Genomic DNA, 22,260 nt, shown 5'->3' on the forward strand with positions numbered 1-22,260 from the left:
CCTTGCCCCTAACAATACAATAGCAAAAAGGCAAAGACCGCAGTCTTTGCCTCTGGTATAAAGATTCTTATTGACTTTCCACTGCAAAGCCGCCATGCATGCCTGCTTCTTCATGGCCGGGCACACTGCAGAAAAACTTGAACTCCCCTGTTTCTTCCGGGATAAATTTAATTCTGACCGTTTGACCGGGGCTGGCATTCATATGGATGTAATTCATTTCCTCACCATGGCCGCCGTCATGGTCACCCTCGGCATACGCCTTTTTCATTTTTAATAGGCCTTTTAAGAAAGACACTTCCTCCGGGTGGTCAGGCATATCTCCCATATAAGTGACCTGGACATCAAGTTTCTTCGCTGTTAAGTCATGAAATACTTTTCCCTCATTATGCATGACCAGCTCATACTCCTTCCCTTTTTCAAAGGTGATGGAAGGAGGAGTATATCCCATTTCATAAGCAGAGATTTCGATTATGTTGTCTCCTTGATCTTTTTCCCCGGTTTTCTTAGCTGTTTCTTCACCCTGTTGCTGTGTCTCTTCCGGCTGATCTGTTTCATCCTTTTGCTGTGCAAGTTCTGTCTTTTCCGGTTGTTTGTCCTCCTGCGGTGAAGCCTCTTCATTGACAGAACATCCTGCCATTAAACCAACTGCAGCCGCTAAACTGAATATTAAATAACAGCCTTTTTGTCTTCCATTCACATTGTTCCCCCCCTTTGTGATAGCTGTTATCATCACAGGAAACTAGCGATATGTCAAGGAAGGCTCGTTGTGTACACACTATTGCTTTGAGGCTGCTGAATGAGTCATCTTGTATCCGACTCCCCATACCGTTTGCAAATAGTCATCAATCGGAAAACCGGCTTTCCTGACTTTTTCTCTTAAGTTCCGGACATGGGAATCCACTGTGCGGCCCTCTGTATCTGAATCAAATCCCCATACCCATTCGATCAGCTGTTCACGGCTGAACACCCTGTCAGGGCTTTTCACCAGAATGCCGACGAGGGCAAACTCTTTCGGTGTAAGGCGGATTGATTTCCCCTCATAAAGGAGCTCATGTTTTTCCCCATTCCATACCAGGCCGTTGAATTCGATTTCCTCTGTCTGCTGTGTCCGCCTCAGCACCGCTTGAATGCGGGCCAGCAGTTCTTCTTCGTCAAAAGGTTTTGTGATATAGTCATCAGCTCCGAGCTGAAGGCCTTTGACTACATCACTCTTTTGATCACGTGCCGTCAGCATAATGATTGGGATATTACGCACTTCTCTGATCATTTCAGCTGTTTTCCATCCATCCATTTCCGGCATCATGATATCAAGGAGCACAAGATTGATTCCCTGTTCTTTTTCTATGAGCCGGACTGCCTCCAAGCCCGATGCCGCTTTGAAACAGCTGTACCCATGCGGTGACAAATACAGATCCAATAAATCAAGCATTCGTTCCTCATCATCAACCAGCAGAATTTGGGCCATGATCAACACTCCTTTTTAACCGAATTGTTATCGTTGTACCTGTGTGAACTTTGCTTGCAGCAGAAATGGTTCCCTCGTGAAGTTCCACAATTTCTTTTGCTATCGCAAGGCCCAGCCCGCTTCCTCCACTTTCACGGGACCTGGATTTCTCAACACGGTACAGCCGGTCGAATATATAAGGCAATTCACGTTCAGGGATGCCGATTCCTTCATCAGCAACTTCAATGGTTATATGATTTCGTTCAGATCGCGCTTTTAAAAGAACCCTTTTGCCTGCAGGAGTGTGCTTTAATGCATTGTCAATCAGGTTTATCATTACCTGCTCAAAGCGGACCGGATCTATATATGCGGCTATTGGCTCCCGGCAATCAAGTTCCAGATGCACCTTTTTTTCATTATACATATGGATCGTTTTCGTTCGCACTTCTTCCAGGAAACTGCAAAGCGCAACGTTCTGCCTGTCAATCTTGAATTCATGCTGGTCCATTTTGGCAAGGTCAAAAAGCCCCTGGACAAGCCTGGCAAGATGGGCCGCTTCCTCTTTCAAGATGCCGAGGTACTTTTGTCGCTCTTCTTCCGGAAGAGACCCACGGCCGGCAATATCGGCATACCCTTTCAAATAAGTCAATGGAGTGCGCAGTTCGTGTGAGATAGCGGATAAAAATTCATTTCGCTCCCTCCTGAGCCGTTCAAGGCTGCTGGCAAGCTTTTGAATCGTCCTGGCAAGCTCCCCCAGCTCATCGTTTCTGTCATATTCCAGCGAAACAGTAAGCTTGCCTTCACTGATATCCTGGGTGGCTTCTTTCATCCGGACAAGCGGAATTGTGATCAAGCGCGTCAGGATGAAAATTGTAGCGACGGTAAACAGCAGTGAAAACGCTCCCACACCCAAAAATTGGCTGCTTAACCGGTTGATCGTGTTTTGCAGGAATGAGGTATTCAAAAACATATAAACAAGTCCCTGCCGTTCCCCATCCACCATGATTGGGCTGACGGTCGAAATATGCGATGCATCCTGCCACTTATTTTCTAACACTTCGCCTTCCCCACCTATTTCTTCATTAGGATCCGCGATATGATCAGACATATCAGTTGTTATCTCATTTGAGCTGCCGAGTATGTTCCCTTGCCCATCTGTGATAACGACTGCGGTTTCCGTCTCTGATTCCATCAAAGCGACATGGGAAATTGTTGATTGATCAAAGTTTTTTTCAAGCACATCCCTGTGGCTGTTTCCTCTTGCCAGTAATGCCTGGATTTCTTCATCAATCCGGTCATTGGCAAGGCCGGTGTATAAAATAAAGAACCAGAGCGACTCAATGATCAGCATAAAAACAAGAAATAAAACTCCGAGTTTGAAGGATATTTTTTTCAATGGACTCCCTCCGCTCCGCTGCCCAATTACTGTTGTAATAAGAGGGGAATTGGATGCTAACAAAGTACTGAAAAAGCACAATAACATCCTGCTTTTCGGTATGTACGGGCTGCCCGGGAAGCAGCCGCTTCTTTATCTTTCTGATAATTTTTCTTTTAACCTGTCATATTCTTCTTCAGATATTTCCCCTCTTGCAAGCCTCTCCTTCAAAATATCAACGGGGTCGCTCCGCCTTGCTCCTTTCCCGTTTATAAAGACATACACCAGGTAGAACCCAAGTACAATCAATGCGATCCAGAAAAGTCCCATAAGGCTCATCATCCAATTCCAGCCGCCGAGGCCATTCCACATATGCATAGGCCTCCTCCTCTCATTTCTTGCTTTTATTTTACCTTGTTCCTGCCAGGTGAGCCAAGGGTCACTCAGATGTTAAAAGTTCTCCTGCATCCATGAGTTGTGTCCAGTTTTCACCTGCATCCTTCGTCTGATACATGTTATTCTGCTCCGTCGATATGACAAACTCCTCCGGATTTTCCGGACTGACAGCAACATAATAAATTACATCATCGGAAATATCAGGAAGGGCTATGTCTTTCTGCTTTTCGCTTTCTTTTGAATAAACAGCAAGTCCAGCTTTTTCGTCCCTAAGGGTTGCGGCAATAAATCCTCCTTCCGGCTTAAAAGCCATTGCGGTAGCAGGGAAAGATTCTGTCACTTTCTTGAACGTGTCGGCATAATCGTCTGAAAGGTAGATGCCATCAGCCGCTGCCACTGCAACTTTATTGTTTTCTTGCGGATGCGCATATAACGCAACCGGTTTTGCCGGGAATCCCTCAATCTTGCTTTCTTTCCAGTTTTCCCCTTCATTTTCACTGTAATAAACGCCGCTTTGCAGCTCTGAATTCGGCTGCTGATTGACGACATAAATCATATGATTGTTATAGCCGGCCGTCATATGATGGAAATCAGTCTCCCCGTAAAAGGCCTGTTTCTCAAAGCTTTTACCGCCGTTTTCGCTTTTGACCAGACCGAGCGGATTTTTCAAGTCAGAACCTGATTCAGGATGACCACTCGCAAAAAAGCCGGAATCAACAGCCTGGAAACCCATATAGTCGTGATTTTCTTCCTTCGTTTCATACCACTTGCCATCCTGGTAAGCGATGAGTCCTTCATGGCTTGCGGCAAATACGGCATCTTTACCGCCGGCATATCCGATTCCATGAATGTGTTCAACCTGCTTATCAGAAGCTTCTTTATAAAAATCACTTTCGGCAGGCAGAGTGAATGATTCTGTGTTTTGTTTCTGATTCTCTTCTTTATTCTTGTTTGACTCCTTTGATTTTTCTCCGTTTTGCGTCTCTTCACCCTGCTGATCCGTTTCAGGTTCTGCTGTTTCGTCCCCTGAACAGGCGCCGAGCAGCAATACTGTACTTAGCGCAGAGGCCATGATCGTTTTTTTCATGAAGTATTCATTCTCCTTTACAATTGTTTTCCATGTTCTTCTCGTATACATGAATAAGTAGTTCCTTCACGGTTCTTATATAGACCAGTATGTGACTGTATCCAGAACACCGACCAAGATTAGCAGCCAGCCGGCAATTTTTTGGACAATCATCCCCACTTTACGGCTTTTCTTCATAAACGTTCCGCCTCCGCCAAGGTACCAGATAAGTCCTATCAATATAAGCAGCGGAATCGATGTGGCAATCGCAAACACTCCCGGCAGAATCACACCGTAACTTGCCGATAGGACAAGCGGCATCAGTGTGAGGAAGAACAGAACAAACATAGTCGGGCAAAAGGCAAGTGAGAAACTTGCTCCCATCAGAAATGCCCCCAGACTTCCGCGATGTTTTGAAAGAGATTCGGAACCGAATCCGAGATCAATCGTTCCTCTCAATTTAATAAATCCTGCCATGAAAAGGCCGATAAAGATAAGCAGCGGGCCGATCAGTTTGCGGGCCGCCGGAAAAAATGCGGTGAGCGTTTGCTGGAATTCCCTTCCCAATGCCCAGACAATCAGGCCAAGAACCGTAAACACCATCACCTTTCCTAATACAAAAAACGTGATTTCCCGCCAGGCAATACCCCGCTGGATAGAACGATTCCCGTAAATTGTCATCGCCCCAAGATTTCCGGTAATCTGGCAGGGGGCAAGCGCACCGATAAGCCCCAGTACAAATGCGGAAAGAATCGGTACGCCGTCAATGCTGTTTGCCATATTCAAAAACGGCTCGCTCAAAACCTGGCTCATCCTGCTGAACAGGTCATACACGTTCCCACCCCCATTTCATTTCTCATGGAGACAAACCTACCAGATATTTGTGCAGTTTTTGCGCATTTTTCAGCCAAAGGCAAAAAGGATGCCGGGGCCTGCAGCCGGGCATCCTTTTTGCTTACCTTTCAAGTTTGGCTTTTTTCCGTTCGTATTCTTCATCGGAAATCTCACCTTTGGCGTAGCGTTCTTTCAATATATCCAGTGAGCTTGATTCGGTTCGTCCGCTATTTTCTTTATTGTTGTTCATAAAGTATATAATTCCGATTGCGATAAGAATAATGACGAGAATCGGCAAAAACCAGCCGCCAGTCATACCAAAGCCGCCGTTCATCATACCTCCGCCGCCCATAAAGTTTCACCCCCTGTTTTCACTCATTTTATTACCATTTTTCCCAGCCTGCTTTTATTCAAACAGTTCGGTCCGCGTTTTTCCTGTTTTATACCCTGGCATTTTCAGTCCTTTTCAAAACCAGTTTGCTTATATAAAAAGCAGCCGGGAACAAAATCAGAAGCTGGACAACCGGCAGCAGGCCGATGTTCGTACCAGGAAAAAACGGCATTAACCCAGAGTATTCCCACCTGCCCTTATATAAAGCTGAGATTTCAAAAAAGAAGCTGAGGAACAATGCATATAGGGTCATGATAACCATGGTGGTTTTTGTGAACGGTTGTTCAATCCAATCCCGGGTTCCGTGGACAAATGATAGTAAAGCATATAAAAATATCGTCATATTCATATCCCCAAATGTTGCACTCCACAATAGAGGATTCAAAAGGTTGAGTTCCATCTGATAAAACACACTGCATTGCGACACTTCCCAAATCAATTGCAATAAAAAAGACACAGCCCCTACCGTCATGATATCGCGCAGCCATAATTTCATTTACTTACCTCTTTTTCATAATTTGCCGGATTGGCAGGTTTCGAAACACAAATGCCGCCTTAAAAAGGCGGAATTGTGTATGGTATCTTTAACTTTTTAATACTTCTTTCTTATGAACAAAATCTTCTTCACTGATTTCACCTTTTACAAAACGTTCTTCCAAAATGGAAAGTGCAAGATTGTTTGGATTTCCATGATTTGTTGTGCTCTTGAAAAGTTTTATGCCGGCAAAGACAATAATCAGGAGGATTATTAATTGAATGCCAAAACCGAGCATACCTCCCCATCCTCCCGCACCGGCAAATCCGAAGCAGTTACCCGCTCCATTAAATCCCCAGCCCATCATCCTTATTCCTCCTTTCGGTTTCTCACTTCAATTCTGGATTAATCAATAAAACCCATTCCGCCGGAATGCATATCTTCTATCCCGTTCCAATTTCCGCCATGCATCTCTTCAAAATTTCTGCTCGGAGCTGAACCGTTTGTACCATGCATGTAATTGTACATTTCTTTTATTTCTTCTTTAGACCATTCGGGATGCATTTGTTCCATGTAATTTTGCATCTGCCCAAAATTAAATGTGCCCGCGCCTTCTCTCTGAGGCTGACGATCTGCCGCGCCCCCGTCACTGTATGCCATAACAGATGTGGCACCTCCTGCGATCAATGCTGCCGCCAGTATGCCTGTGAGTACTTTATTTTTCATTTACTCTCTCTCCTTTCTTTTCTGACTTCATTTTCGCCTTTAATTATCGAGAAAGTTTGCATAAATGGTTAACACTTTTTGACGTTCCTTTTTTTTTTTTGAAAGCATATAAAAAATGAACTCTTGCTTGCGCACCAGTCACTTTGCTGCTTCAAATTTGCACTTTAGCACCGCTTTTTAAAAACTTTTTTATCCGACCGTTTCTGCACACTTTTTAAACATTTGACGGGTAAAGGCAGTAGTGCAGACCCCGTTTGACAAAAACATTACCTTCATTGTCATGTTTACTGTACACGATTAAATTTCCAAATAATGTTTTTTCTGAAGACGGCAAAAAGATCGTTCAAACATACCGAAGTTAGGAGTGGTAACATGATGAAGCTGAGGGCGAAAAAAGGACTTATTATGTTCCTTTTCGGCTTACTGTTACTGGCTGGATGCCAGCAAGGCGGAGGGGAAGATACGAAGGACATAAGGAAAGACGAGAAAAACCAGACAGACGAAGCGGAAAATGCAGATGGAAAGACGAGTATCACAGAACTATCCACTCCTTCCCCTTCAAAAGAAGATGAAATCAAGTCTTTTACCCTCACTGCCGGAGAGAATAAATGGGATTTAGGTTCCGGACGTACGGTGGAAGCCTGGACATATAATGGGTCAGTACCCGGAGAAACGATCCGGGTGCAAGAAGGGGACTTTGTGAAAGTTACATTGAAAAACGAAATGGACAAACCGGTGACAATCCACTGGCACGGTGTCATCCTGCCCAATCAAATGGATGGGGTTCCGGGCGTCACCCAGAACGCCGTCCAGCCGGGTGAGACGTTCACATACAAGTTCAAGGCCGGCAAATCCGGAACCTACTGGTACCACTCTCATCAACACAGTTCTGAACAGGTGGACCGCGGCTTATATGGCGCATTTATAGTCGAGCCTGCTAAGAAAACATGCGACCGGGATCATGTTCTGATGCTTGATGAGTGGCCGTCCGAAGATGGCGGCATGAATGGAATGATGGGGGAAAACCCGGACATGAACGGCATGATGGGCGGCCGTAACGGCGGCAGCGGAGGAATGATGGGCGGCAGCAAGGGCGATTCAGATGAAATGCGGGATATGATGGGGGCTTCCGGACCGGGAGAAGGCGATATGGATACCCGGATGATGTATGATACTTATACCATTAACGGGAAAACAGGTTCAGCAATCAAACCGCTGGAAGTCAATCAGGGCGAAAAGGTGAGGTTCCGGCTTGTCAATGCCGGATACTCCCGGCATGTCATGTCCTTTGCCGGACAGCCCTATCGTGTTGTCGGAAATGATGGGAATCCTGTTTTGAAAGGTGAACTGACAACAAAGCCTCTTGAAGTTGCTCCCGGTGAAAGGATTGATGTGGAACTCACTGCCAACAGTTCAAATGATTTTTCAATTACAGATACCCAATATGAACAGATGGAAGCTCCTGTTGAGGTGAACCCAAGCGAAACCGCCCCAGAAAACAGGGGAGAAAAGCCAGTTGAAGGTTCCACTCCTGTTGACTATGGGGATTATGGACAAATGAAGCCGCTGTTCGACTCGATCCCGGAGCCAGACCTGGAATATGATATGAGCCTTGGTGCCGGAATGTCGATGGGAGAAGGAATGAATTTTACAATAAACGGGGAGACGTTCCCGGATACCAATAACATCGAGATTGAAAAAGGTGATATTATTAAAGTAAATATGACAAATGACAGCATGTTCGATCATCCGATGCATCTGCACGGACATCATTTTCAGGTGATTGCCCGCAATGGGGAAAAGCTAGACACACCAATTGTAAAAGATTTAATTAACGTGAAGCCCGGCGAAAGCTATCAGATTGTGTTTAAAGCAAACAATCCTGGACACTGGCTGTTCCATTGCCATGATTTGAATCATGCTGCCGGCGGAATGGCAACCATTTTCAAGTATCAGCAAACTTATTCTCCATTTGAGATTGGCGGGAAACACAATAACGCCCCAGAATAATTCTCCTATGTATGATTGAACCGATAAAATTGAGCCCGGAAAGGCATCCGCCTTCCCGGGCTCTATTTTTTTACATTAGCACCATGCGGCGCCAACGATTATAAGCAGGATGAACAGTACAACAATTAACGCAAAGCCTCCGTAACCACGGCGGTGACCGTAGCCGCCTACACGTCCGCAGCCGCCAAATCCGCCATAACCATATCCGCCATAATAATGCATGAACATTCTCCTTTCGATGGTTATTCTGCTGTATCTTAACTCTTAATTTTTCTCTGTCTAGTAACCATAGCCGACTGCTGCTGCACCGACAATGATCAACAGGATGAACAACACGACGATCAGCGCGAAACCTCCGCCGTAGCCATATCCTCCGCTCATGAAGACACCTCCTGTCTGCTGTTTCACTAATTACGATATGTGCCATAGCGGAAAATGGCAGGGCGAATACCCCGGGTCCCCGGGAAATGGGCGCAGAGAGTGCGTGGGAAATGCCTGGCAATTGCCTCGCAATTGCCAGGCATTCAATACCAAACCCGAACACCTGCCACACTCTTTTCTTGGGAAGTTGCACAGTTGAGTAAGAAATGCGCAAGGAAGGCCGTTTTTCCCTTCCGGAGGGATCACCGCTTATGACGATAGCCGCTGGCGCCTGGAGCTGGATGACTTCCTTCTCGCTTTTTATCCACAACGCAAAAACTTTATAATTTCCTTAACAGCAAGAAAAAAGACGCCGGGACCGGCGCCTTCTTAGTCGATTTGTTCATATGAGTTTATGGCTGTGCCTTAACTGTATCCTTTTGGCTTGCTGAAGGAACAAGATAATGGAGTGCCGCTCTGCCAAGTGTTTTGGCGGCAATCAGCATCGCCCGTTCATCGATGTTGAAACGCGGATGATGGTGCGGATACGTCACTTCCCAATCCGGATGCTTCGCGCCTGTAAAGAAGAATGTGCCCGGCACATGCTGAAGGTAGTAAGCGAAATCTTCGCCTCCCATTTGCATGGCACTTTGCCGAACATCCTTGACACCAGGGACTCCACCGGCAAGCTCAGCGACAAGCTCGGTTTCTCTTCCATGGTTCACGATTGCAGGATATCCGCGCGTATACTTGAAATCATATTCTGCTCCGAATGAGTCGCAAGCCGCCCGGACAACCCGCTCCATCTCCTTTTCCACCCGTCCGCGGACTTCTTCGGAAAACGTCCGGACTGTTCCGGCAAGCTTAGCCCTGTCAGCGATAATATTGAAGGCATTCGGCGCTTCGAATGAACCGACTGTCACCACTGCCGGTTCCAGCGGATCGACCCGCCTGCTCACAATCGTCTGGAGGGAGTTTACGAGCTGTGAGCCGATCACAATCGCGTCTTTTGTAAGGTGGGGCTGGGCTCCATGCCCTCCCTGGCCCTGAATTGTGATTTCAAATTTGTCAGCCGCCGCCATGAACGGACCTTCCCGGTAGAGGACAGACCCTAAAGGTTCAGTTGCCCAGAGGTGTGTTCCAAATACAACATCCACCCCTTCAAGGCACTTATCTTCAATCATGGCAATCGCACCGCCCGGCATCAATTCCTCCGCATGCTGATGAATGAACACGATATTGCCGGAAAGCTCATCCCTCATTCGATTCAGCGCTTTAGCAAGGACAAGAAGGGTCGCCGTATGGCCGTCATGTCCACACGCATGCATGACCCCATCGACTGTCGAACGGAACGGCAAATCATTTTGTTCCTGTATCGGAAGGGCATCAAAGTCAGCCCGGAGCGCAACGGTCGGACCCGGCCTGCCGCCTTCAAGAAGCGCGACAATCCCCCGTCCGCCTACTCCTTTCCTGATCGGGTGGCCGAGCTTTTCATGATAGCCTGCAATAAATTCAGGCGTTTCCACTTCTTCAAATGACAATTCAGGATGTGCATGCAAATGACGGCGTATTTCAACCATCTCTTCATATAATGCATCAAGCAGAGTGTCAAGTGACATCTTTTATACCTCCCGATTTCGCATCCATTTCTGCCGCTGACCTTTTTCTCATGTCTTTCTGCTCAGCATTCCAGGCTTGGGACGATTAAAACATGTAAATACGGGTACAGAAATGAAAGAGAATATATCGTTTATATACTAAATTCAGAATAACATGATAAACCATCATTCTCTATAAATATTCAAAATTATAAGACTGCTAGTCGGACCAGGAGGTGCCAAAATGCCCACCCATATAAAAGGAGCACGAATCTATACAGGGAGCGGCAAAGTCATTGCAAAAGGAGATATTTTAATTGACGCAGGAGTCATTCAGGCAATCGGAAAACATGTCCGGGCGCCCGCCCATGCCAACACAATTGATGCGGAAGGAAAAGTTGTGACGCCGGGACTAATCGATGTATATACACAGATGGGGCTGACAAAAGAACCGCCGCAAACAGGGTCCCGGGCTGACAAACAACTCAGCCTGACTCCTGAGTTCCGGGCCATTGACGGCATTTATCCCGAAGAAAAAACGTTTGAAGAAGCTAGAAAATCAGGTGTCACTACCGTGCATATCCTCCCTGGCACGAATTCCATTTTCGGCGGGGAATCAGCTGTTGTTAAGACCTCAGGCAGCATTGTTGATAACATGATACTGCGGAACCCTGCCGGCATGGCCGGCTCATTTTCGGCTTCGCCCGGAAATTCCGGCGGCCCTGACTCTTCCGCATTGATGGAAACTGTTGCACAAATGCGTGAAGCCTTTAAAAAAGCACAGACACAGCTTCATAAAATAAATAACGGCATTACAATAGATGAAAATCTTGCCCTTGAAAACTTGATCAAAGTGCTGAACCGGGAATATCCGCTCCGTGTAAAAGCGGAACTTATAGAAGAAATCGCCGCTGTTCTTCGGATCGCCCGGGAATTTTCCATTCAAGTCACAATTGAAAATACGAAGGATGCCCATCGAATAGCCGATTTTATCGGCGAGCAGGGAGCAAGAATTTCGATTGCACCGGGTTTGATGGGCAGTTCACCGTCCAAACGGCCAGCAAAGGAATGGGATACGATAGCGGCTCTGGATGAAGCCGGCATCCCGGTATCCATTACAACCGCCTACCCCCAATCAAGCATCAGCACTCTCCTGTCAAGTGCAGCGATGGCTGTACGTTCGGGACTGAAAGAATCATCGGCATGGAAAGCGATCACGCTGAATGCAGCCCGGCATTTAGGTATCAGCAAACGGGTCGGTTCCTTGAACACCGGCAAAGACGCCGACCTTGTAATCTGGAGCGGAGAACCTTTTGACTTGCGTAACGACGTGGAAAAGACAATCATCAACGGACAAATCGTATACAATGCGAGCAAGCGGTATGTGTTGAAACAGAAGGGTTAAATAAAATCCCGCGTTCCAGCAACGGACATACCTCCTCACATAATCGGCATGTAAATAGTAAAAGGGAGACGCACTATTATCCAATAGACTTCATTTATTGCCGTTTTTTAGAAATTCGTCTCCCTCTTATTCTATATTCATTGACGGGGACTTTAATGTTTTCTTCGTTTGGGTGTTATAGTAAATTAATAATAAACATCAATGTAATAAAGAGAGGAGACTGTAATGGAAATCACGTTCTATCCGATCGGGGATACTGGAATCCAGCTTTCGTTCGGCGATGTTCTTTCCGAAGAGCTCAATCAGCAAATACGGAAATATGCTGCCTTTCTGCGAAATAATCCTATCGATGGAATTGTGGAGTGGGTGCCGACCTATACAGCCCTTACCGTTTATTACCAGCCTGAAGTGATCAGCTACGCCCAATTAAAGGATGTGCTTACGGAATCGTCTTTCCGCCTTGATCATTTTTCACTTCCTCCCGCAAACGTTTACGAAGTGCCGACCGTATACGGCGGAGAATTCGGCCCCGATCTCGAATTTGTCGCTCAACATAACGGACTGCATGAGAAAGACGTCATTTCCCTTCATTCCAGCAGCACATATTTGATTTACATGATGGGATTCGCCCCCGGATTTCCATATTTGGGCGGCATGCCGGAAAAAATAGCTGCCCCGCGCCTGGAAAATCCCCGCCGGCAAGTTCCTGCCGGGTCTGTCGGAATCGCTGGAAGCCAGACAGGCGTATACCCTCTTGATACACCGGGCGGTTGGCGCATAATTGGACGTACCCCCCTTGAATTCTACAACCCTGACAGGGAGAAACCGATTCTGCTGGAAGCCGGTAATTATATTCGTTTCAAACCGATTACTGAACAGGAATATCGCGTCATCCATCAGGCAATCGCAACCGGGGAATTTTCGATAAAATCTTATCCTAAAAAGGAGGATTCTGAATGAAAACCGTAGACATCAACAGTGATCTCGGCGAAAGTTTCGGTACATATACTACCGGAAATGATGAAGAAGTGCTGAGGCACATCTCTTCTGCCAATATTGCGTGCGGATACCATTCCGGTGATCATAATGTCATGATGAAAACGGTCCGAATCGCCAAAAACCTCGATGTCGGCATTGGTGCACATCCGGGGCTTCAGGACCTCCATGGATTCGGACGCCGGGAAATCGCCGTTTCCCCGGACGAAGTTTACAACCTTGTCATATACCAGATTGGCGCTTTGAAAGGAATAGCGGAAGCTCAAAATGCTGCCATGAACCACGTAAAACCGCACGGAGCCCTTTACAATATGGCTGCACGGGACAGCCAGCTTGCCGATGCTGTCGCTTCAGCCGTTTATGATGTGGATCCTGCCCTCATTCTTTACGGGCTCGCTGGCAGCAAACTCATTGAATACGGAAAGAAACGCGGGCTGACCACAGCAAGTGAAGTTTTTGCTGACAGGACATATCAGGCGGATGGGTCCCTTACTCCGCGCACTTCCCCTGACGCTTTAATCAACGACAGCAGCGAAGCGATCGACAGAGTCATCCGTATGATCACGGAGCACAGAGTGGCCGCATTAACCGGAGAAGACATTGAAATCAATCCCGACACCGTGTGCATCCATGGTGACAGCCCGAAAGCGCTTGAATTTGCCGCGAAATTGAAAGAGAGGCTTATTGCTGAAAATATCCGGGTTGCCTCTGTAAAAGGAGTGCCAGGCCGTGCCTGAATCGCTTTTCCATGTACGGAAACCGGGAGTGCTGACGACCGTCCAGGACCTGGGAAGATACGGGTATCAACAGTACGGCATTTCCCCATCCGGCGCAGTGGATCAATATGCTATGAAAATCGCAAATCTATTAGTAGGAAATTCACCCGGACAGGCTGTGATCGAGGCGACCATGTCCGGCCCAGAGTTAGAAGCTTTGCAGGACACCTGGATATCAATCTGCGGAGGTAACCTTTCTCCATCCATAAATGGGAATGAGGCACCGATGTGGAAGGCTGTCCCGTTAAAAAAAGGGGATGTACTCTCTTTCGGGAAGCCCAAAAACGGAATGAGGGCTTATATTAGCACTGCGGGCGGATTTGCTGCCGAGGAAGTACTCGGCAGCAAATCAACATATGTGAAAGGCGGAATTGGCGGAATTAACGGGAGGCCGCTCAAAAAGGGGGACACTGTGCACGCTAAACAAACAGGTGCAGCACCGGCATTCAAGCGCAGCCTGCACTCCGCCGAAATCCCATTTTACGGCCGTAATCTCACGATTCGGATCATTCAGGGACCGCATACCCGCTCATTCAGTGAAAAATCAGTCGAGACGTTTTTATCCTCTAGGTATGAAGTAACACCGGAGTCCGATCGCATGGGATGCCGGCTCTCCGGACCCTGCATTGCACCCGAAGACGGCGCCGACATTTTATCGGACGCGGTACCTTTCGGCGGCATACAGGTGCCGGCCAGCGGTCAGCCGATCATTATGCTTAGTGACAGACAGACAACGGGAGGATACACCCGTATCGGCACAGTCATTTCAGTTGATATACCGCTGATCGCCCAGGCAGTTCCTGGCTCGGCCCTAACATTCCAGAGCGTATCCGTAGCGGAGGCACAAAACCTGTATTTGAAAGAGGTCAAACTGATGAAACAGTTGGAGATGGCAGTCCGTGAACAAACCTATTTACGATAAAAATGTAATGCACACAAAAAGAGCAGGCCTCCCTGCTCTTTTATAAATCAAAGCTCATTTTTTCTTTCAAACCTTCAACTGCTTTCGTAACACCGGCAAGCAACACATAACCGATCATCCCGCCAAACGTGTTAAGCAGTATGTCATCAACATCGAAACTTCCGACCTGCAGGGAAAACTGCATAACTTCCACTGCCGATACCGCAACAATCAGCACCAGGAGCATGCGCCACCACTTTGCGGTAACCGGAAAAAGCCATGCAAGGAAAAAACCAAGCGGCACAAATGCCAATACATTCCCCAATACGTTCACAGTCCAGGTCTGCAAATCAAAATGGTCGAAATAAGTGATATACATCTTAATTGTTTTGAAAGGTGTAATATTGATATCCACGAAACGCCCTTGATAATGGGAGTTTCCTGAAAACAGGTTGTACATCATAAAAAGGGCATAAGCTCCGAACAAAATAAAGCCGGCCGGAATAAGCCCTTTGTTACCCCTTTTTTTCATATCCGCTGCCCCTTTATTGCTTGTTCTTGGTGTCGAGCTCTGAATGGTCATTATTTCTTGAAGAAATACGGCTGTTTCCTCCGGAAATTCCATTTTACAAAAGGAAAACATTCTATCTTAAGGACCTTTACGCACGGTTTTCCCGCCTTCCATGGCTGAAGGATATCAAATGCCGTGATCATATGTGCTGCTTCCGCTACCGGCAAAACAGGACAAGCTTCATTTTATCACAGCGGAGAACAGAAATCCCGAGCTGCTGTACAAAAAAGATTATGTATTATCATACATACGTTTCATCTTCCATTACATACATCATCTATACACTTTAGAGATGTACGTTTGTGGAAGATCAATTGCTGAACAGGAAAAAATAAGGTTAGGGGGCAATTTTAAAAACAGAAGGGAAATATGTAAAACCGACTCTCCGCACCGGAGCCGGTTTCATTATTTGCTGTCTGGTATAGAGGGTGCGCCAAGCGACCTGCGCAGTATCTCGCGCCTTACTTTCAATTTATATGAACCTGTTTGTTTACCACCATGCAATTTTCGATACACATCAAGAAGCTGCCTGTTTGTAAGTTCTTTGATGTTTTCCATAAAATTCCTCCAAAGTTGTTTTCTGTACTCATGTACCCGCTGTTAACGAAAAATATGCAATAAAGCGGGATATTTTTTCGTTGAATTTTTTTTATTAAAAGTGCCAAATTTGTTTGCATTTTTGAAAAGGGCATGATATATTTACATTACCATTTTACTTTTAATATAGTTTGGATTTAAAACAGCTGTAACTTAGAAAGGGGATAGCACAATTAAATCCTCTTATGAGATACAGTTTTTTTAATGCCCGGCATGTTAAGAGTGGATGGTAGAAAAATGAAATGTGCACCAATTGTACATTTAGGAGGAAATATTTAATGCAAAACGGTAAAGTAAAATGGTTCAACGCAGAAAAAGGTTTCGGATTCATCGAAGTTGAAGGCGGAGACGACGTATTCGTACACTTCTCAGCTATCAACGGCGAAGGCTTCAAAACTCTCGAAGAAGGCGAAGATGTAAACTTCGAAATCGTAGAAGGCAATCGCGGACCTCAAGCTGCTAACGTAACTAGAGGCTAATTATAAAACATACAAAAAGAGAAGGGCTATCCCTTCTCTTTTTTTTATTGGCTTTGTTACAGCGGAAGGCAAGAGGTCCTCGAAAAGTTCCGATTCGCGCAAGGAGAGTGTATGAGCGCCGGAGAAATACACTAATGCCCCCTCGTAAAGCTTGTTGATTTCCTCATAACTGGAAAACTGGTCTGAATAAAGACCTGCCGTTAACCGCCTGCATCTTTCGCGTTTACAATATTAAGGTAAGGCTGCTGACATTTTTAGCCGATGCCCTTTAATTTATAACAAGTCAATTTTTATTAGATCCCATGTCGTCACAATGGAGATCGGTTCCTCTGTTTTGCTGCCGTTTTCCGTCAGGATGATGGCTTCCAGCTTGTGGCCGTCCTGATAGTGATCTTCAAAAATGTCCTCAAGAGTGAAAATATCGACATTCTTGTCCGCAAAGGCTACATTATGATCGGATTGATACTTCATCACATCTTTCAACTTGATGTCCTCTACCAAAACCGCACCATTATTGATATGATTGGCCATAAAGCTGATCAGGCCGCTTTTTGTAAGCAAATAAGCAAATCGCTGGCCATCATACACCGGGAACTGGGAAAAGGAATGCTGTTCTGCATCCTTCAATACTTCTTCCAGCGAGTCAAAAACCCCATAGGTCACAACCGGGCTAGAGGCAATTGTAGTTGCTGCCGGCGGTGAATTGAGGTAATCTGCAATTTCTTCTATTTTTTCCACCACTTTTTGGTGAGGTTCAGCGATATAATAATTTGCTTCCATTTTTTCATGGACAAGAGCATTTCGAAGCCGGGCAAATTGCTTCAGATCATCGAAGAACCGCTTCACAAGGGAATGCCGAGCGCTTACCTGGTGAAGCAGATCAACAAACCCGTTGTTCCGGCTTTTCCGCCCAAGTTTCTTTAACCGGGAATGGATTTGGTTGAAGGCTATCTCGAATCGCTCCGATCGTTCCCTATGTCTTTCATTAATCCTCTGCACCGACTGTTCCACATCGTTCACTCCCATAATGTATTAAATATGATTACTTGATGAATATCAATTCCACGTTCAGGCGATAAGTTAAACCTCTTGCCTCCTGGCTATGAGAATGTTTCCCTCAGTTGAGCCGCTTGCATATTTTCTTGCCTTCCGGTATGTATGCTTCCCGTGAGAGCTATATCGGCTCCTTCATCGCCGCAGCAAATCGTTCAAATTATCCGCCTTTAACTTTAAACGAAAATATCTTTAAATGGTCAAATATCTAAAAAAAAAATTGCCCGATTCGTTAATCGGGCAAAAACAGGTTGTGTGAATAATGGACTTACTGCCGTTTGCGTGAAGGACAACCTATTCATTTTCACCTCCTGCCGGCTGCAAGTTCTTCATGTTTATGATAAACCGTTATTGTGTCTGAACGATGTCAGGATCCTTCAACAATAATCTATTGTAAAGTGGCGGGACTCCCTCCTTTAGGTCTTACTTTACCTTACCTGGACTGGAGAGATGATGCTTTTCCAGATTGAGTGTGTAGAAACGTTCAACCTTTGGATACCAGAACTGGATAAGCGGGCCAAGTGCAAGTACGAGCAAGACTGTACCGATTCCAACCGGGCCGCCGATCAAAAAGCCGATGATGGATGAAGAGGCTGCTACCGTCATTTGTGAAACTCGTATACTTAAACCGAATTTGTCACTAAGTGTGAGAAACAATTGATCAACAGGTGCGCGGGGGAATCCTGGCATGATATAAAGTGAAACTCCAAGGCTCATGACGATAACGCCGGCTGTGAACACTGCGGCTTTCACTGCAGCAGCTTCCGGGCCAAGATGGACGTCTCTCAAAGCCACTTCCAGCCAGAAATCCAAAATGAACGCTTCAAGTACAAGGGTAATGACCGCCTCGATCTCAGGACGCCGTTTCACGATATAGCTGTTAATCATCATCACGGCAAGCTGGGAAAAACCGTACCAGAAACCGACCGAAAACCCGAAATTATCTTTGATTCCGGCTACCATCGCAGTCCAGAACCCGGCACCGAGTGTTGATTTTATAAATAATGCAGCACCAAGGAAGTTTAAACTCATACCGGCGAGATAGATGAAGATTCTAAAAAGTTGGCCCATTTCTGACCCGCCTTTCCAATCGGATTTGATATTTTGTACTCCCTCTTTTCACAGGTTTAATGCCCGCTAAAACTCCATTTTTTGTAAACGCATTGCAACAAAAAAGCGGGGAAACCGGCACACCGGTTTCCCCGCTTCCTTTTTTCGTTTTAGTTACAGCCGCATGAGCATCCGTTTACAGCCCTGCCGCTGTGCATGCTTTATGCACAGCGACAAACTTTTATTTTAAAGCGGAAAAATGGGAAAAGAAAATGCCTGGCAATTGCGAGGCAATTGCCAGGCATTTTCTTCAAAAGTTTCAAACAAGCCCGTTACGGGAATAAGAGTACAGTATGTTTAGATAGGGCCGGTTTCGCATCTTATGCAAGCCTTTTGTAAGAAGGTCCTTTATTTCCTGTACAGGATAACCCCTTGCCGTACGAAACCCTCTTGATTAGTAAACCCCCGGTATGATTCCCAGAAAGGAATGACTTATGTCAATATTAGTGATTTGTCCCGCATGCAGCGGGAAAGGTGAAACCCACAGGTTTTTTATTCCCGGAAAAAAAGACTGCATCCGGTGTGACGGCGGCGGAAGGATTGAAGAAGAAACGTACCGCAGAAAAAAGAGACGGCACAAAATGTTTTATTCCCGAAGCGGGAATAAAACAGTGTGAACTTTATAAATAATCTTTGTTGTACCTTCCTTCTGACTTACAGATGAAGAGATAAAAGAGTCAGTGACTATCCAGCCAAATAATGGTTGGATCAGACCTCAAGCTGACAGGAGAATCGAATCCACGCCGTTTTGCGGACTGTCTGGCAATTCGCGCAGGGACACAGCATATAAATAAGCCGGCTAAGCAGGGGCATCCTCGATTCCCTCCTCAGCCAGCTATTATATTGCCTTTATATGAATGACATGCTCTTTTCCACCAGTAAAACGGCTAAGCGGAAACCCGCTGCTTCTTAGGGATTTCAATCGTAAACGTTGTTCCAACCCCTTCCTTGCTGTCAACAATGATTTCCCCGCTGATCCGTTTAATGATATCAAAGCAAATTAGCATCCCGAGCCCTGTCCCTTTATCCTTCGTCGAATAATATGGCTGTCCGAGCCGCTGGACTTGCTTTTTGCTCATCCCCACTCCTTCATCCTTAATGTCTATCCGAATGACTTCGCCCGCATCCGTTGCATACACAAAAAAGTTGCCTCCATCCGCCATCGCTTCAATTCCATTTTTAACGATATTGATAAAGAGCTGGCGAAACTCATGAGGATCCCCTTCAACAAGCAAGTGCTCATCAATCTTTGTATACATCTCGATATTGGACATATGGCTGTACGGCTTCATGAACTCCACCACTTCCATCAGGAGTTTTGTTAAATCAACCTCTTGGAAGTGCTTTGTGTTCGGCCTGGCCAGAGACAAAAAATTGTTGATGATCGTTTGCGTCCGCTCCAATTCCTGAAGTGATACCCTCACGAACATATTCTGCGAATCTGTAAGATTATCTTCGTTTTTCAAAATTTGCATAAAACCCTTTATTGTTGTCATTGGATTGCGGATTTCATGGGCGACTGAAGCGGCCAGCTGACTGACAGCCGTCAGTTTCTCCGCTTTTTGCAGTTCATCCAGCATACGGTTTTGAAGAATTGTCATTTCGATGATATAAATAACCGCAGCCAGAGCAAGAAATGATACAAGCGAGAATACAAACAAATAATTAATTTCATTCGTATAACCTTGCCGGACAAGAACCGAAACCCTTGTTGCAGTAATAAGCAAATATACGAAAAAGCTGATGCCCAATTTCATCTGCATGCCGCCGTATAAATAGCTTTTTCTCAAGAAATAAAGAATGGCAAACATCACTGAATAGTTAACGATGATCATGTTTATGCCTGACAGATCAATACCGGCCTGGACAACTGCCATGAAAGCGATGATAAATAAGCTTGCCCCGGGGCCGATATAAAAGAACGTGATAATAAAGGGGATCAATTTCAAATCAAAGGCAAGACCGCTATCAAACTCTACTGGGAAAACTATTGTAACGACCAGTACAGCGAGAACCACCAGCAGCATGATATGACGCTGCCCGATCTCGCGGCGCTGGGAAAATAAAAAGTTATACATAAACCCAAGAAATACGATAATGGCAAAATGGAGAAGCAAGTCTTTAACAAAATCAATCATGAAAGGCACCTGCTTTTCTTTTTGTTTGGACAAGATAAGCTTAAAGTTGATAAACGAGTCTCAAAACCGATTGATTTCCAAACTTGCACAGGACGTTCTGATGCGGCAAGTCCATGCAGATGATATCCGCTATTCATCGAGCCGGCATACTCACTCGTTGCGCACTCACCGATTTGGCTGATATAAGAAGCAGTGGACTCCTGATATTGATACCTGTATATTTGTTAAAATAAATATTGAAATTTAAAAGCTTTTATATAAACTCCGAAAACAAACAGTTACCTTATTATCCCATTAGTGAATTTTGTATGCAATGTACACTTTGTCAAATATTGAGTAAAATTGAACTTGCTCCCATCGGCATGGAACCGCGGCGGCCAAGGAAGAATCGGGAGAAATTATGCGTATACCTTATCAGTCGAACCATCCCTTCTTTTTGAACCACCAGAACATCACCATGCCGATCACCATCATCAAGCCGAGCGTGATAAAATAACTGTAACGCCACTCCAGTTCAGGCATATACACAAAATTCATTCCATAAACGCCAGCGATAAATGTGAGCGGCATAAAAATCGTTGTAATGACCGTTAAAACCTTCATAATCCGATTTGTCTGATGGGCGTTAAGCGAAAGATAGCTGTCCCTTATATCTGTTGTCATTTCACGATTGGACTGGATCATGTCGGACAGTTTCAGCAGGTGATCATAAATATCCGAAAAATATTCCCTGCGCTCGTTCACTTCCTCAAGATGGTGGGAATTGAGCATCCTGTACAGCAAGTCCCGCATCGGGTGGACGGTGTTCCGCAAATACAGCAAATATCCCCTGTGTTCAAACACTTCATCCAGAATTTTTTCAACCGAGCGATTGCCGGTGTTATCCTCAATTGCATTCAGTTCATCTTCAATCTGATAGAGGACAGGGAAATAAGCATCCACAATTTTATCCATGATTTCGTACAGGACAACATGCTGGTCCCACCGCTCCAAATTACTGGAGTACTTAAATTTATCCCACACCTGATTCACTTCATTCGACTCATCTTTATGAAACGTAACAATATAGTGATCGGACAGGAACAAGTCGATTTCATCTTTTTCCTTATCAACCTGGTCAAGGGCGTGCACGACGTAAAAGTTATATTGATCATAATAATCCAACTTCGGCCGCTGCAGCTTTTGAAGACAGTCCTCAATGGCAAGCGGATGAAAGTGGAAAAACGAATGAAGAAAGTCCATTTCCCTTTCATCCGGGCTGCTGAAATCAACCCAGTACCACCTGAAATCCTGCGGCTTAAGCATATCGAGATCTTCCAGCGTTTTGCGTTCACCCTGTATGGTGATTCCTGTGATTCTAATCATATATAAACCTCATTTCTTCAACGGGATTTCAACCGTAGTGTGCTTCGTTTACTATACCCTAAAAAGCACAGCCGGTTAATATCCTGTAATACCCGTACGAAAATGCCCTCGTTTCCCGTCAAACCTTGAAGGGTACACTGATACTGAAAGGATGTTCTTTTATCATCAGTTCTGTATCCGCACATTTTTTCTTA

General features: G+C 45.5%; 24 protein-coding genes and 1 pseudogene. 6 read left to right on the forward strand and 19 right to left on the reverse strand.

What is annotated here, in order from left to right:
- Positions 1-67: 67 nt before the first annotated feature.
- The 10 genes from A4U59_RS07315 to A4U59_RS07360 all read right to left on the reverse strand — a co-directional run bounded on the left by A4U59_RS07315 (position 68) and on the right by A4U59_RS07360 (position 6,707).
- Positions 68-697, reverse strand: coding sequence for a plastocyanin/azurin family copper-binding protein (locus A4U59_RS07315; RefSeq protein WP_066172461.1), 630 nt, complete (start codon positions 695-697; stop codon positions 68-70).
- 78 nt (positions 698-775) lie between these two features.
- On the reverse strand, positions 776-1,465 hold the full coding sequence (locus A4U59_RS07320; protein ID WP_066172466.1) for a response regulator transcription factor: 690 nt from the start codon (positions 1,463-1,465) through the stop codon (positions 776-778).
- Positions 1,443-2,840: a sensor histidine kinase gene (locus A4U59_RS07325; RefSeq protein WP_066172469.1), complete on the reverse strand. Its 1,398-nt coding sequence runs from the start codon at positions 2,838-2,840 to the stop codon at positions 1,443-1,445. The genes A4U59_RS07320 and A4U59_RS07325 overlap by 23 nt, the downstream gene beginning before the upstream one ends.
- Positions 2,841-2,972: 132 nt before the next feature.
- A complete protein-coding gene (locus A4U59_RS07330; protein WP_066172472.1) occupies positions 2,973-3,197 on the reverse strand; it encodes an SHOCT domain-containing protein in 225 nt (74 codons plus the stop codon).
- 61 nt (positions 3,198-3,258) lie between these two features.
- Positions 3,259-4,302 (reverse strand): F510_1955 family glycosylhydrolase, encoded by a 1,044-nt coding sequence (locus A4U59_RS07335; RefSeq protein ID WP_066172537.1) that lies wholly within the window; start codon positions 4,300-4,302, stop codon positions 3,259-3,261.
- 75 nt (positions 4,303-4,377) lie between these two features.
- A complete protein-coding gene (locus A4U59_RS07340; protein WP_066172475.1) occupies positions 4,378-5,115 on the reverse strand; it encodes an urease accessory protein UreH domain-containing protein in 738 nt (245 codons plus the stop codon).
- 121 nt (positions 5,116-5,236) lie between these two features.
- A complete protein-coding gene (locus tag A4U59_RS07345) occupies positions 5,237-5,467 on the reverse strand; it encodes an SHOCT domain-containing protein (protein WP_083270721.1) in 231 nt (76 codons plus the stop codon).
- Positions 5,468-5,555: 88 nt separating this feature from the next.
- Positions 5,556-6,002: a hypothetical protein gene (locus A4U59_RS07350; RefSeq protein WP_066172480.1), complete on the reverse strand. Its 447-nt coding sequence runs from the start codon at positions 6,000-6,002 to the stop codon at positions 5,556-5,558.
- Between the two features lie 88 nt (positions 6,003-6,090).
- Positions 6,091-6,348: an SHOCT domain-containing protein gene (locus A4U59_RS07355; RefSeq protein WP_066172483.1), complete on the reverse strand. Its 258-nt coding sequence runs from the start codon at positions 6,346-6,348 to the stop codon at positions 6,091-6,093.
- 38 nt (positions 6,349-6,386) lie between these two features.
- Positions 6,387-6,707, reverse strand: a complete 321-nt coding sequence (locus A4U59_RS07360; RefSeq protein ID WP_066172486.1) for a hypothetical protein — start codon at positions 6,705-6,707, stop codon at positions 6,387-6,389.
- Between the two features lie 372 nt (positions 6,708-7,079).
- Here A4U59_RS07360 and A4U59_RS07365 point away from each other — a divergent pair, with 372 nt between their 5' ends.
- Positions 7,080-8,717: a multicopper oxidase family protein gene (locus tag A4U59_RS07365; RefSeq protein ID WP_169823932.1), complete on the forward strand. Its 1,638-nt coding sequence runs from the start codon at positions 7,080-7,082 to the stop codon at positions 8,715-8,717.
- A gap of 75 nt (positions 8,718-8,792) precedes the next feature.
- Here the strand turns inward: A4U59_RS07365 and A4U59_RS22565 are convergent.
- The 3 genes and pseudogenes from A4U59_RS22565 to A4U59_RS07375 form a co-directional block, all read right to left on the reverse strand.
- Positions 8,793-8,873: pseudogene (locus A4U59_RS22565) on the reverse strand (YjcZ family sporulation protein); the annotation flags it as partial.
- A 123-nt stretch (positions 8,874-8,996) separates the two neighbouring features.
- A complete protein-coding gene (locus tag A4U59_RS20835; RefSeq protein ID WP_083270724.1) occupies positions 8,997-9,098 on the reverse strand; it encodes a YjcZ family sporulation protein in 102 nt (33 codons plus the stop codon).
- Positions 9,099-9,490: 392 nt separating this feature from the next.
- Complete coding sequence (locus A4U59_RS07375; protein WP_066172491.1) at positions 9,491-10,696, reverse strand: M20 family metallopeptidase; 1,206 nt, start codon at positions 10,694-10,696, stop codon at positions 9,491-9,493.
- A gap of 223 nt (positions 10,697-10,919) precedes the next feature.
- Between A4U59_RS07375 and A4U59_RS07380 the strand changes: the two genes are divergently transcribed.
- From A4U59_RS07380 to A4U59_RS07395, 4 genes are all read left to right on the forward strand, one after another.
- A complete protein-coding gene (locus A4U59_RS07380; protein ID WP_066172494.1) occupies positions 10,920-12,080 on the forward strand; it encodes an amidohydrolase family protein in 1,161 nt (386 codons plus the stop codon).
- A 225-nt stretch (positions 12,081-12,305) separates the two neighbouring features.
- Positions 12,306-13,040: a 5-oxoprolinase subunit PxpB gene (gene pxpB / locus A4U59_RS07385; RefSeq protein WP_066172496.1), complete on the forward strand. Its 735-nt coding sequence runs from the start codon at positions 12,306-12,308 to the stop codon at positions 13,038-13,040.
- Entirely contained in the window at positions 13,037-13,813 is a 777-nt protein-coding gene (locus tag A4U59_RS07390) for a LamB/YcsF family protein (RefSeq protein WP_066172501.1), read from the forward strand. The genes pxpB and A4U59_RS07390 overlap by 4 nt, the downstream gene beginning before the upstream one ends.
- Positions 13,806-14,774, forward strand: a complete 969-nt coding sequence (locus A4U59_RS07395; RefSeq protein WP_066172504.1) for a 5-oxoprolinase subunit C family protein — start codon at positions 13,806-13,808, stop codon at positions 14,772-14,774. Before A4U59_RS07390 ends, A4U59_RS07395 begins: the two co-directional genes overlap by 8 nt.
- Before the next feature lie 40 nt (positions 14,775-14,814).
- Here the strand turns inward: A4U59_RS07395 and A4U59_RS07400 are convergent, their stop codons facing one another.
- Positions 14,815-15,285, reverse strand: coding sequence for a VanZ family protein (locus A4U59_RS07400; RefSeq protein WP_066172507.1), 471 nt, complete (start codon positions 15,283-15,285; stop codon positions 14,815-14,817).
- A gap of 444 nt (positions 15,286-15,729) precedes the next feature.
- Positions 15,730-15,882 (reverse strand): hypothetical protein, encoded by a 153-nt coding sequence (locus A4U59_RS21310; RefSeq protein ID WP_157888150.1) that lies wholly within the window; start codon positions 15,880-15,882, stop codon positions 15,730-15,732.
- A 317-nt stretch (positions 15,883-16,199) separates the two neighbouring features.
- Here A4U59_RS21310 and cspD point away from each other — a divergent pair, with 317 nt between their 5' ends.
- Positions 16,200-16,400, forward strand: a complete 201-nt coding sequence (gene cspD, locus A4U59_RS07405) for a cold-shock protein CspD (protein ID WP_066172510.1) — start codon at positions 16,200-16,202, stop codon at positions 16,398-16,400.
- Between the two features lie 273 nt (positions 16,401-16,673).
- Here cspD and A4U59_RS07410 read toward each other — a convergent pair whose 3' ends face one another.
- The 4 genes from A4U59_RS07410 to corA form a co-directional block, all read right to left on the reverse strand.
- The gene (locus A4U59_RS07410; protein WP_211274912.1) at positions 16,674-17,426 is read right to left on the reverse strand and encodes a CBS domain-containing protein; all 753 of its coding nucleotides are present in this window, start codon (positions 17,424-17,426) and stop codon (positions 16,674-16,676) included.
- A gap of 450 nt (positions 17,427-17,876) precedes the next feature.
- Positions 17,877-18,524 carry a YczE/YyaS/YitT family protein gene (locus A4U59_RS07415; RefSeq protein ID WP_066172513.1) on the reverse strand — a complete coding sequence of 216 codons (648 nt, stop codon included), beginning with the start codon at positions 18,522-18,524 and terminating at the stop codon, positions 17,877-17,879.
- Positions 18,525-19,450: 926 nt separating this feature from the next.
- The gene (locus A4U59_RS07420; RefSeq protein ID WP_083270727.1) at positions 19,451-20,701 is read right to left on the reverse strand and encodes a sensor histidine kinase; all 1,251 of its coding nucleotides are present in this window, start codon (positions 20,699-20,701) and stop codon (positions 19,451-19,453) included.
- 414 nt (positions 20,702-21,115) lie between these two features.
- Complete coding sequence (corA, locus tag A4U59_RS07425) at positions 21,116-22,066, reverse strand: magnesium/cobalt transporter CorA (RefSeq protein WP_066172519.1); 951 nt, start codon at positions 22,064-22,066, stop codon at positions 21,116-21,118.
- Positions 22,067-22,260 lie beyond the last annotated feature (194 nt).

Source organism: Bacillus marinisedimentorum (assembly GCF_001644195.2).
Classification (GTDB): domain Bacteria; phylum Bacillota; class Bacilli; order Bacillales; family Bacillaceae_O; genus Bacillus_BL; species Bacillus_BL marinisedimentorum.